Origin of the sequence: Algoriphagus sp., assembly GCF_024305035.1 — a bacterium.
Lineage (GTDB): Bacteria > Bacteroidota > Bacteroidia > Cytophagales > Cyclobacteriaceae > Algoriphagus.
Genome location: NZ_JAMWZB010000024.1, coordinates 1 through 12,584, shown reverse-complemented (window position 1 = coordinate 12,584; position 12,584 = coordinate 1). Strand labels below are relative to the sequence as shown.

9 protein-coding genes and 1 pseudogene are annotated in these 12,584 nt (G+C 41.5%); 6 read left to right on the top strand and 4 right to left on the bottom strand.

What is annotated here, in order from left to right; translation table 11 throughout:
* The first annotated feature begins 2 nt into the window (after nt 1–2).
* The 6 genes from Q0L00_RS14100 (at nt 3) to Q0L00_RS14075 (ending at nt 6,282) form a co-directional block, all read left to right on the top strand.
* Nucleotides 3–1,823: an ABC transporter ATP-binding protein gene (locus Q0L00_RS14100; protein WP_297337528.1), complete on the top strand. Its 1,821-nt coding sequence runs from the start codon at nt 3–5 to the stop codon at nt 1,821–1,823.
* The gene (locus Q0L00_RS14095; RefSeq protein ID WP_297337527.1) at nt 1,820–2,764 is read left to right on the top strand and encodes a glycosyltransferase; all 945 of its coding nucleotides are present in this window, start codon (nt 1,820–1,822) and stop codon (nt 2,762–2,764) included. Before Q0L00_RS14100 ends, Q0L00_RS14095 begins: the two co-directional genes overlap by 4 nt.
* Nucleotides 2,764–3,741, top strand: coding sequence for a glycosyltransferase family 2 protein (locus Q0L00_RS14090; RefSeq protein WP_297337526.1), 978 nt, complete (start codon nt 2,764–2,766; stop codon nt 3,739–3,741). Before Q0L00_RS14095 ends, Q0L00_RS14090 begins: the two co-directional genes overlap by 1 nt.
* Nucleotides 3,742–3,802: 61 nt before the next feature.
* Nucleotides 3,803–4,534 (top strand): glycosyltransferase, encoded by a 732-nt coding sequence (locus Q0L00_RS14085; protein WP_297337525.1) that lies wholly within the window; start codon nt 3,803–3,805, stop codon nt 4,532–4,534.
* A 7-nt stretch (nt 4,535–4,541) separates the two neighbouring features.
* On the top strand, nt 4,542–5,366 hold the full coding sequence (locus tag Q0L00_RS14080) for a glycosyltransferase family A protein (protein WP_297337524.1): 825 nt from the start codon (nt 4,542–4,544) through the stop codon (nt 5,364–5,366).
* Nucleotides 5,367–5,817: 451 nt separating this feature from the next.
* Complete coding sequence (locus Q0L00_RS14075) at nt 5,818–6,282, top strand: phosphatase PAP2 family protein (RefSeq protein ID WP_297337523.1); 465 nt, start codon at nt 5,818–5,820, stop codon at nt 6,280–6,282.
* Here Q0L00_RS14075 and Q0L00_RS14070 read toward each other — a convergent pair.
* The 4 genes and pseudogenes from Q0L00_RS14070 to Q0L00_RS14055 all read right to left on the bottom strand — a co-directional run.
* Nucleotides 6,257–7,804 carry a glycosyltransferase family 39 protein gene (locus Q0L00_RS14070; RefSeq protein WP_297337522.1) on the bottom strand — a complete coding sequence of 516 codons (1,548 nt, stop codon included), beginning with the start codon at nt 7,802–7,804 and terminating at the stop codon, nt 6,257–6,259. The two genes, Q0L00_RS14075 and Q0L00_RS14070, sit on opposite strands and share 26 nt — an antisense overlap.
* 615 nt (nt 7,805–8,419) lie before the next feature.
* Entirely contained in the window at nt 8,420–9,865 is a 1,446-nt protein-coding gene (locus Q0L00_RS14065; RefSeq protein WP_297337521.1) for a helix-turn-helix domain-containing protein, read from the bottom strand.
* 1,153 nt (nt 9,866–11,018) lie between these two features.
* Nucleotides 11,019–12,194, bottom strand: coding sequence for a 6-bladed beta-propeller (locus tag Q0L00_RS14060; RefSeq protein ID WP_297337520.1), 1,176 nt, complete (start codon nt 12,192–12,194; stop codon nt 11,019–11,021).
* A gap of 276 nt (nt 12,195–12,470) precedes the next feature.
* Nucleotides 12,471–12,584, bottom strand: a pseudogene (locus Q0L00_RS14055) (IS1595 family transposase); the annotation flags it as partial.

Below are 12,584 nucleotides of genomic sequence, written 5' to 3'. Positions count from 1 at the left end.
AAATGAATACTTATTTTAGACTATTGGGCTTTGCTAAGCCGATGGGCAAGTATGCCATTCCCTACGCGGTTCTCATGGTGCTGGCCACTTTTTTTGGTACGCTAAACCTAGCCTTATTGGCCCCTTTATTAACAGCACTTTTTTCGGATGCTTCTCAAGCTCCTTTCCAAAGGCCTGAATCATGGACTGATTTGATGGGGTGGATGGAGTATGGAACCCGATCTGTTCAGGCTGAATTTGGGGCGATGGAAACGCTCAAATGGATTTGTATAGCCATCGTAGCTTCCGTTTTCCTGAGCAATCTGTTTCGATATGGTTCATTACGGGTCATGGAGAATTTCCGGATTCACACGCTCTTAAATCTCCGAAAAGCCCTATTTGACCGGGTTATGGACAAAGAGCTTTCCTACTTCACAGATCAGCGGAAAGGGGATATCATCTCCAAAATTGCCTCAGATGTTCAGGTCGTGCAGTTTTCGGTTACCTCTACACTTCAAGTATTGATTAAGGAGCCACTCCAGCTTTTGGCCTATTTGATTGTTTTGTTCAGTATTTCCACTCCACTTACTTTTTTTTCAGTTATGGTAATACCTCTTTCGGCTTGGGCGATTTCAAAGATCGTGCGGCGGCTACGCTCCCAGGCAAAGGAAGCTCAGGATCGGTTTGGCATGATGATCAGTTACTTAGATGAAGCACTTTCGGGAATGCGGGTGATCAAGGCATTTAATGCCACTGACCGTACAAAGGCCAAGTTTCACGCAGAAAATATAGCCTTCTCTGATTTGGGAAGGAAAATGGCTTATCGCCAACAACTGGCCTCACCGGTATCGGAATTTCTGGGCGTAAGTATGGTGGCCGTTTTGGTGTTTTTTGGTGGAGGGTTGGTGCTTGAGGGGAACTCGGATTTATCAGCTTCCGCATTCATTACCTATATCGCTGTGTTTTCTCAAGTCATGCGACCGGCAAAAGCAATTTCTGAATCATTCAGTCAGCTCCATTCCGGAATCGCAGCCGGTGAACGGGTATTGGCTGTTATCGATGAGCAGGATACCTACCCTCCGGTGGCTGACCCTGTCGGGATTTCAGCATTTCGGCAGGGTATCTGTTTCCATCAGGTTTCGTTTGCCTACCAAGAAAACAGGGTGCTTAAGGATATAAGTTTTGAACTGCCCCAAGGGAAGACCATCGCTTTGGTAGGTCCATCTGGGGGAGGGAAATCCACCCTCATGGATATGATTCCGCGTTTTATCAGGCCCACTCTGGGGAAATTGACCATCGATGGAATCGATATCAACCGGGTCTCAGCGTCCAGCCTTTATCATCTGATCGGATTGGTAAACCAGGAAGCAATTCTCTTTCACGACACCATCCGAAATAATATCGCTTTTGGCAAACCTGAGGCAAGTCAGAAGGAGATCGAACAGGCAGCCCATATTGCCAATGCACATGAATTTATTTTGCAGACCCCGCTGGGGTATGATTCAGTCATCGGAGAACGTGGCTCGAAGCTTTCCGGTGGGCAAAGACAACGGATTTGTATAGCCCGGGCAGTGCTGCAAAATCCTCCGATCTTATTGCTGGATGAGGCCACCTCGGCTTTAGATACCGAATCCGAACAGCTTGTTCAACAGGCTTTGCTGCGCCTGATGCAAAACAGAACAACCTTGGTGATTGCTCATCGCCTCAGTACGATCCAAAAAGCCGATCGGATTTTAGTGATTCAAAACGGTGAAATCGTAGAGCAGGGAACTCACTTCGAATTGTTGTTCCAGGAGGGACTGTACAGTCGATTGATTGAGAAGCAAAGTTTTGAGCAGGTATGAAAAGCCCCTTGATTTCCATCGCGCTTTGTACCTACAATGGAATGCCTTACGTGGAAGAATTGGTTAATTCCCTGCTTGGTCAGACCTACAGGCCTTTGGAGATATGTATTCGTGACGATCAATCCTCTGATGGCACTTGGAAGCTAATCCAAGATTACCAGAAAAATTATCCCCAGGTCATAAAGGCAATCCGGAATCCAATTCGTTTAGGGTTTCAGGCCAATTTTGAAGTGAACTTCAAAGACTGTATAGGGGATTGGATTGCCCCTTGCGATCAGGATGATATTTGGAGGGCGGATAAACTGGAGCTTATGATGGAAAGGGCAGCTTCCGCTTCGTTGATTTATCATGACTCCCTTCTCATTGATTCAGAAGGAAATTCTTTGAATAGTAGCATTTCCGATAAATTTCGATTGGTCCAAGAATGTGATCCTCTCAACTTCCTGTTTTTCAACAGCGTTTCAGGACACAGTCTGATCTTTCGCAGATCCTTACTAGCGTATGCTTCCCCCTTTCCCAAAGTAGGGTATTACGATCATTGGTTGGCCTACATCGCCTCCGTTTATGGACAAATTCAAGTGATTCCAACCCCTTTGGTATGCTTTCGTCAACACCAATCCAATCAATCAGACTTTCAGAAAAAAAGAGCTTATTCAACCAACTACACTACATCGAGACAAAAAATGCAGCAGGAAACCGGTTGGTTATTTTCCTGTTTGGCCAAAATTGCTGATCAAAAGGATGCATCCCTAGTCGGTAAGATTTTGGACCTGGCCAAAATCAGGGAGACTCGTTTTTTCATACCTGCTTTGGGTTGGGTAATCTGGAAGAATCGCAACAGGTTAATGGCTATAAAACCCGGCAATACGCTGAGCCAACTTGCCTTTGCTTGGAGGTATTGCATCGGATTAAAGACTAAACAACTTATTCAATTAGGCTGATGAAGGTTTCTATCATTATTCCATGCTACAATTACGGTCACTTTTTGGCCGAATGTCTTCAATCCCTAGTGGATCAGACCTACCCCAATTGGGAGGCTTTGGTGATCGATGACGGTTCCAGTGACAGTGCTCCGCATGTGGGGAAATTCTGGTCAGAAAAAGATCCCCGGATCCAATATTTCAGCATCAAAAACGGCGGGGTTTCAAAGGCTAGAAACTTCGGTCTTTCTCAGGCCCGCGGACAATTTATCCAATTTCTGGATGCAGACGATCTGCTCAGTCCGGATAAAATGGAGATCCAACTGGAGGCTTTTCGCCGGGATCCTAAACTAGATCTTACCTATACGGAAAATTTCTATTTTCAGGATGAGCGCCCAGGTCTTCTCTTTCTTGACCAAGAGCTGACCGACCGGGACTGGATGCACCGTTTCTCCGGATCGGGAGCCAAAGCACTTTCCCATCTGATTCAAAATAATCTGGCAGTGATCAGTAGCCCAATCCTAAAGAAGGAATTGGCTCAAAAGGTTGGAGGATTTGCCCAGGGAATAACCCATACCGAAGATTGGCGGTTTTGGATCGAATGTGTGCTGAATGGGGCCAAGATCAAATTTGTATCGGATTCCTTGGCCTACACGCTCATCCGTGTACACTCCAGTAGTGTCAGTCAGAACATCCTAAGGATGCAATATGGAGAACTGGCTTTAAGGGCATGGATAGCAAAGCAGTTGGCTGGTTTTAATGGAATTTCATCTAAAGAAAAATCCCAGCTGCTTAAGGTCAATTTCAACCGAAGGACTCAATTGATCAAGCATATCATGTACCTGGGGCCCATCAATAGCTTGACTCATCTAAAATCCATGGCCACCTTGATTCCTTGGTGGAAAGTGGGATGGTTTTACCTTAAAACGCTCAACCGAAAGCGAAAAGCCAAATTTCTATGGACCGAATCAAACCAAATCAAATCGCTCAACCCCTGAGCTAGAATCAAGCTTCCCAATAAGTTGAACTCTTCCCGGTACTAAACCAACTACAAAGCCAATGAAAATCATTGACATCATCCTACTATCCAATGCTCAAACAGAGCCTCTTCGGCAACTGACCGAAAATGCCATCAACTCCTTACTGGATTCTGAAGATCCTGCTAAAATCAGATTTAATGTTCTGGTGATTGAATCGGCCCAAACTAGGCCTTATCCTTTCCCTTGTTGTCAGACTATTTTTCCCAAGCAGGTCTTTGGTTACCACAAATTCATGAATTTGGGCTTGCGACAAACCCAGGCTCCCTTAGTGTGCCTCTGTAATAATGATTTGATTTTTCATCCTGGTTGGGCATCGGCTATTCTCAGGGCATTTGATGCGGATCCCGAATTAAAAAGTGCTTCCCCCTTTTGCAGCTTCAACCATCCCGAACGGGGATTTTTTGCTGATTCGGGAATTCATTATGGCTATGAGGTCAGGGATCACCTGTCGGGTTGGTGTATCTTTTTAAAGCGGGAAATACTTGCTGTCACAGGTCCCCTTGAGGAGCGACTCAGGTTCTGGTACTCCGATAATGACTACGCCAAAACTCTGGAAAAGCATGGAATACAACATGCTTTGGTTACCAGCTCCAAAGTGGATCACTTGGAAAGTCAAACCCTGAAAACCAAGTCAGAAAGAGAGCGGCTTCAGCTAACCGGTGATGAACGCTATTTCTTTGAATACAAATGGGGTTCAAGAAGTTACTTTTCCTACCTGAATCATAAACGCAAGCAACTTTTCAAAAAGTAAGAAAATTATGAGCCATAATCCATTGATTTCGATAGTCATACCTGTATATAATTGCGCCGGTTTAGTTAATGAAACAATTCGTTCGGTTATCCAAAGTAGCTACACCCATTGGGAAATTATTTTGGTAAATGATGGATGCACCGATAGCTCCCCGGCCCTATGTAAGGAATGGGAAATTAAGTTTCCGGGGAAAATCAGGATGATCGATCAGCAAAACCAAGGTCCTGCAGTTGCCCGAAACGTTGGGGTATTTTACGCCAAAGGGGAATTTATCCTTCCCCTTGATTCAGATGATAAAATTCATCCCGATTACCTTTCGCTGGCTATTTCCGAGTTTCAATCCGATAGTCAAGTCAAGGTGGTCTATTGTGAAGCCGAGAAGTTTGGGGAGAAAACGGGGGGTTGGAAACTGAAGCCATTTTCTCTTCAGCAACTGGCCTTAGACAATATGATTTTTGTTTCCGGGGTATATAAAAAGCAGGATTGGAAACAGGTTGGAGGATATGATCCCCGATTGATCTTCGGGTGGGAAGATTGGGAGTTTTGGATTAATATGCTTAAAAGGGGAGGAAAAGTGGTAAAACTACCCCAGGTTGGCTTCTATTACCGCATCAGAAAAGGGTCCAGGAGAAAATCCACCAACCGGGAGGCCAAACGAATGACCATTGATTTGCTCAATAGGAAGCACCCGGAGTTTTTTCAACAGCATCTATTTGGACCCCTTCGAAATCCAAGAGGAAGTTCGATCTGGATAAACAGGTTGAATAATCTGTGTGCAGGTAAATTGGCAGGTTTGGGAAAAAGTAGGGCTTCTCTGATTACGGATAAATGAGTTTCCGCCTCCTAAATTCATCCCCTGGTAGGATGGTTTTAGGAGGGGCTTTTGTCTAAAGTCAAATTCCTGATCGAATAGTAGCGGGGAGGATTAAGCTAATCCTACCTGTCTTTTCCCTTCTTAAACTTGGGAAAATTTTCGGCAATAATCTTCTTTTTTCGTTCACAAACCACTAATTCTAAGGTAAAATCCGATGACTAGCTTGCTGTTGTGAAACTCAAGAAAAATTCAATCGGTAAAATCCAGCGCATTGCTTTTGCAATCCTCATTTTTTCGGCCTTGACTACTTTTTTATTGCCAAAAGGTAGTCCGGAACTCTTTATTAACCGGTACCATCATCCACTTTTTGACCTATTTTTTTGGCACTTGGACTCACTTTGGTGATGCAATCATTTTACTGGTGATCTTACCCCTGTTAGCTGTACGGAAGGTTTGCTACGCAGTTTTCATGAGTTTAGCGGTTATGGTTCAGATGATTTTGATTTTGATCTTCAAACATGGCCTGTTCAAGGGGATGCCTCGGCCTGCTGAATACCTCAAAGGGATTTCTTTTTATCAGGTTCCGGGCATAGAACTGCATCACTGGAATTCATTTCCATCAGGCCATACTGCTACAGCCATGGTAATTGCGGCGGGTTTCATGATTATTTTTAAGCGAAACCGGCAGATCCAATGGCTTGCCCTTACAGCTGGATTAGTAGTGGCTTTCAGCCGGGTGTATTTGATGCAGCATTTTTTCGTGGATATTTTTGCTGGAGCCGCTTTAGGAATGATTTCGGCCTGGATTGCCAGAAGTCTTTATTTTCGCTGGTTTCCCAATTATAAATTCAATCGATCCATTCTGGTTTACTTCGGATATGGCAAAAGGAAAGAAGGAACCGTTCCCATTAAAAATCCGGGAATTTCGGCTTGATTAAAACCGTTTCTGTTCCTTCAAAGAGGTCTTTTCCCCTGAAAACCACGTCATATGGATGGGGAAAAGAGTCCACAACCTTTTCATCGGTAATAATCAACCCCTCCATTCCTGCGGCTTCATCCCAAGGAGGAATAATTTTTTTAGTTTGAAAAGGAAAGGCTGGGTTCATTTTTTTCCAATAGGACAGCTTCGCCTCATCTTTCCAGTACACCTTTGACCGAATTACCGGATTTTGTGCATCAAGGGTAGGCAATAAATTCCCCATCAACCCAAAGGCCATTCCCAGAAACCCCAAACCCAGGGTATAGAAAGCGGCTGCTTTGAGTTTTTGAAAGGCAAGAAATACCGCCACCAATCCAATTCCCGCAGGAACTATTCCCCAGGCAAGGGAGAGGGTGTTTTCGAAATAAGTTAGTTGAAGGTTTTTGGTTAAAAAAATGGCAAGAGGAAGGGCCAAAAGTACTAAGCTCCCCACTAGGATGATTAGTTTGAATGCTAAGTTGCCAGGCTTGGAATGAAATTGACTGCCGATAAGAATTGCCAAAAAGGGAAAGGCAGGGGCGATGTAATGGGGGAGCTTGGTACTGGCAAGGGAAAAAAATAAAATCACAAAACAGACATAAAGGATGGACCAAAGAATCAATGGCCGGTAGCGAATAGCCGAATAACTCAGGTTCCAGGAAGATAGGATCAGCAAAGAGCTGGGGAAAAAACCAATCATGCAAAATATTAACGGCAGGTAAAAAGGTCCGCGATGACCCTCCATCGGAGAGGAGAATCGGTTGAGGTTATGGGTAAAAAAGAATTCGATCAACCAGTCGGCGCCATTCCAGAAATAAACTCCTACGTACCAGGAAATGCCAATCCCAAAAAAAAGGATAAGGGCCAAAGGATCAAAGAAACGGCTAAATTTGAGTCGGTGGCTATGCTGTTGGGTCCCCATGTATGCCAAAAGCGGCATCCCAAATAAGGCCACCGCCACCGGGCCTTTGGCCAGAAATGCCAACCCGAGAAAAACAGCGGCTCTTCGAAGGTAGCTCACCCGATGGGTAAGTTCGTTAAGGAAGCTTTCTAATTCAAGGCAAGCTGCAGTCAAGAAAAAAATCAAATAGGGGTCTGGAACCGCCATTCGAAACTGAATCAAAACCTGTAAGGAAATCATAAAGGAGAAAAGTGAGACCTGTGCTGCCCTTTCATCGATCCGGTTTTTGACTTTAACAAAAATCAGAAGCCCAGTAAGCCATCCAAAGACCCCTGAAAATAATCTTGCTGAAAACTCCCCAACTCCAAAAATTGAATAGGCCGTTCCCATAAAAAAATAATGCATGGGCGGTTTGTCATATCGGGGCTGTCCATTAAATGTAGGATAAAACCAATGGCCACTATCCCACATTTCGCGGGCAGCTTCGGCATTTTTGGATTCATCGAGTATGTAAATGCTGTAAAAATCCAGACCAGCCAAAAAAACGATGGCCGAGATCAGAATCAGAAACCAAGACCAGAATGACATCTCCCTCATACGGATCCAAACTTAGGATTTGGTAAGTTGATACTTGTAAAGAAAGTATTAAGGTTAGGTTAGCGTTTTAGCAGATGGATTGGGAGGGATTTCGTTGGTTTTCTTTAATTCAGGCCTGATCAAACCAGCCGATAGTAAAAAGGAGGGATCGCTACCATTTTAGCTGAAAATGGCGAGGAGTTTTTACTGAAATTCCTTTAAGAACCCTGAGGGTTGTTATTGTCCGAGCCTTGTGACCGATTCATCTGATCCTACCAAATTGGAGTAATTCAAGCTTAGAAGACTTAGAGGTAAAGCAGGGGAAAGACTAAGCCCGCAGTTTTTGGCTGATGCGGTTATTCCACGACAAGCCCGAACGGGTATACCGAAATGAATCGATAAGGAAGAAAATAGGATTGCCTGATTATTATTATAAAAGGTCAGGACTTCCATTATCCTGCAATGCAGAAGATTTGAGATCGGAACTTCCCAGAACAGGAGATCGGAAATGGTTAACCACATTCCTTCGATTTCCAATCGTTCGGAGGATATTAGCGAAGTGTTAATTTATGAGTAGCTTTCTTTCGGGAAGTGGACATTAGGGTCTTCGTTGAAAGAGAATAGCTGCGTTTGAGATTAGGCGGGATGAATTGTGAGTTTCCAGTATCCCGATCGTTCTCCGTCTTTTCGTTCAAGCAGGTTTTGTTCTTTTAATTTCTGTATGTTTTTTTCTACACCGCGTTCGGTAATCCCAATTTTCTTTGCCATTTCAGGAATGGTGATGTAAGGGTTGTTGAACACCATTTCTAAAATTTTTAAGGAACTCTTACCTATTTTCGCAGGGGCTTTTTCGATCAGTTTTTGTTTCATTGAAGGCCAATTTTCAGCCGAAACTTTTCCCGAACTTTTCCCCGAACTTTTCCCCGAACTTTTTACAGGTCTTTTGAGTACGACCGTAAATAAACCTTCTGTCTTGAATAAAGGTGTAGGTAGAAGGGCTTCTTTCATTTGTTCTTTAATTCTCCCGATTCCGGACCCTACCTGCTCCACCATGCGGATACGGACGAATAAACCAAAGATCAAAGGATTCCTGCTGTGGCTTTTGGTACCAAAATCAGCAGGAGAGATGGCACTAGTTAACCCACCCGGATTGGTAATTTCTACTCGATCTTGAAAAAGCTCAATGGTAATTTTCGCGCCTTTATCGTAATAATCCCGATGACAAAGCGCATTGATGATTGCTTCTTTGAGTGCAATTTCCGGTACTTCCCAAATTTCTTTTCTTGGGCCACCATCTTCTATTTGGTAACGAACATTGAGCTTGTTTTTAAGCCATTGCATGGATTGTTCATACTGTCTTATTAATGGGCCTCCATAAATCTTATCGTCTATGATCTGGGTTTTTGTGACACCTTCAAAAGCCAAACACCGAACCACAGCTGTTTCAATAAAATGTTCTGGTACAGTTCCAAAGAAAAGCACGCCACCATTCTTGGTAATGCCGTCGGGCAAAGTCAACCTCAGGTTCTGGATAATTTGATCTTGGGGTAGGGTTTGTGAAATCCCGCTTTTCAGCCTGAACTCTTCAAACCAGTTTGCATCTATCTCTTTTTGAAGATCAAAGCTGGGACAAGGAGCTTCATCGAAAAAGATGCGATCTGATTGCTGAAAGAAATCACGCATTTGTTCAACTGTGGTGAGTTTTTGCGTATTGGCCCCTTGCCGAACGTAGATGGCTCCAGACAATACATAGGGTTTCTGTGTCCCACTGTCCACTTCAATAACCCAGATGGTTTTCCCCTCTATTTCTACTGGATGTAGTCGAGTAGAAATGCGAGGATTGATTTCATTGAGGGAATTTTGAATGGCCGATCGTTTTGCATTGGTTAATTCAACCCCTTTGATTTCATTGTCATCACTCACCCCGATCAGTAAAATACCACCAGCTGCATTGGCAAAGGCACAGATCTCTTCACTTAATTCTTTAAGTTTGTTGGGGACTCCAACTTTAAATTCTACGTTGTAACCTTCACCGGATTGAATAAGGGAGAGGAGGGAAGAAGGAGTGAGTTGTTTTTTCATTCTATAATACAATCTAGTCAGAAAATGCTACCTGTTTTCTGCTTTTGAAATGCTAGTGACTGATTTTTAAGTTCCTATTACGTTTAGTCCTTTTGAAAACAAAGAAGAAGAGGTCTCTTTGTTAAAGTCCAGTAAATTTAACTATCAAAGTTAGTTATCCATAAAATTTACCCATTTTCCTATCAAAGCAGAAAGAGGTATCGATGCGAGCAAACTCAAAAGATTAACCGAGCTTTTGCGACTATACCAGTACTATTGAGGTTCTTCTAATAGCTAATTCTTTCCTCCTTTCCTTTTGACTCTATTTCTGTCTAACAGCTTACAGAAGGGTACCGAGTGGGATTCAGGAAGAATTATCCTTCGGTAGAGACACAAAATATTTAGGTATTCCAAGTCCATTCTAAAGCAATAAATGCTGATCAAATCCTTTCGGCCTTAATGGCTGAGAATCAATCCTAGCCATTTTCCAACTCCTGGGAAGGAGTATTGATTCAGATCAGCTTACTTAATGGGACCAGTTCCAAAGCGAAAGTGCTGATTTTCTTTCCCATTGTATGCTTATTCTTTTAAGTGGGGAAAGGATCGAAGATTGCATGGTAAATTCTCCAATCTGATTGGCCAAGCGTTTTTGCCTGCCTTAAAATTGAACGTAGATTGTCTAAAGCGCCAAATTCCCGACTCCGATGAAGGATGCGGCTATTCATTCCAAGAAGTAATTTCAAGCTCCATCAAATAGGTTGTTATCAGTTTAATTGGCCTTTGGGTAACTACTCTTAGGAAATAGTTCCAAATTGAACCAAATGATCAAATCAAGAAGTAAATCATTTGATCAAAGAGGAGCTAGAAAGGATACTGGATACTCCGGCTATGACGGGTTAATTTCCAAGTGAAATTTATATTCTTGTTATCAATCACAAATTGGAGACTTGCAATTTTTCAAAAAGGAATTCTTCGATAGAAGATATAGATCAATAATAACTTGATCCTACTAAAACATGTTGAAGTATTAAACTTAATTCAAAAGTATAGACTAAGTTATCCCAAAGTATAGCGTTTTATGGAATGTTTTTTACTTTTTTGGGGTTCTTGATTTATATTATATTCAAAAAATTAGCTTGTTCCAAGGTATATCAAAATCTGAACATATTATTTATTAAAACTTTCTGAGTTTATATTTTGCTAGGACAAGGAAATCATCAGAGTCTAATTGTTTGGCTACTTTTGTAAAATTATTATTCATTCCTTTAAATTGATCAGATTCATTCCTTAATTTGCTCATGAATTCGTCAGGTTGGTAGAAACTATAGATAATATTATCTTTAAGATTTTTTATGAGAAATTTTTCCATTCCATTATCTATGTCATTTACAAACTTATCGATTAAAATAGTTTTACCACTTGTAAGGTGGTATATAAAATGGCCGTAAAATAATCCAGATTTGAATCTACTTGAAATCAATCCATTATCATAGTGTAATGTAGGGGTATGATATCTGTATTTTTTGATAAAATCCTCTCTATTCATTAGTGAAACCAAACCATTTGCATCATCTACATATGGGGAAACCATATCAAAGGGTAATTGATGGCTTTCAAAATCAAGGTAAATTTTTTGATGGATTGATTTATTTTTTGTCCAATAGATGGTGTCTAACATTGTCAGAGAAAAAAATATATCAGTCCTAGAGCTTGAAGATACCATCGCATTTTTCTCTATCCATGATGGAGTAGAAGGAAGATCAAAAATCTTTTCTGATAATATATCATTTTCATTATTATAAAAATGGAAGGTTCCCTTTTTGTTTTTTAAAGATTCCAGATTTGGTGAAGCATAGTACGGAAAGAAAAGGGCTTTTTCATTATTATTGAGAGATAGAAATAGATTTGGTTGAAATGGAAGGGATTCTTCTTCAATGAAATCTCCTGTAAGATCAAATTTCATAATTTTATTAATACTTAATACCTCGAGGAGATTTTCAAATGGGTTAAAAGCTACATCAATAATTGAAGTGGTCTTTCCAGGCCCTTCACCGTAAAATGAAAATTCCGATAATAGTTTTCCCTTCAGATCATAGACCAAGAAATTCATGGTATTAGTGTGGTCAGTCAAAATCATTACCGAGTCTGTAATAAATACTTTCTCAGGTCTCTCCATGTAATGACTTTTAGGAAAATCCAGTAGTAGGTAATCAATTGATTCTACAATTTCTGAAAGGTTCGATATCCCTTTTCCACCCAAAGAAATTGAGGTGATATTGTTCTGATTTTGTGGCTTAGAGCAACTAATTAGAGCTAAGATGAGGAAAGAAAAAAAGTAATTATTTTTCATTTTGAATTTTGTAAGAGAGGGTAGCATTTGCTATCCCAAGTCTATTTTAATTAAATTACATTCCGCATGCTTCCTCGCAAGGAATTTGCTCCTCAACTCCGCATGGATCTGTACCGACTAATCTACATTTTGCCTCTGGAACCCCACAGTAACATTCCTCTATTGCAACATAATAGGCAGAATAACCTTTTGTTGGAACAAAAGAAAGTGAGAACAGGCCCAACACAAAAACTGTTGTGATTTTAAAATTTTTATCAGAAAATATGTGTATCCGGTCTACTGCACGTATGGGTAAATTGAGGCGAGAACTAATCGGTCAAAAAGTTTTTCACCAAAGTATCTTCTGTTTAGCTTATAAACAAACTCATTGAGATAGTTCTTGTCTCTTAT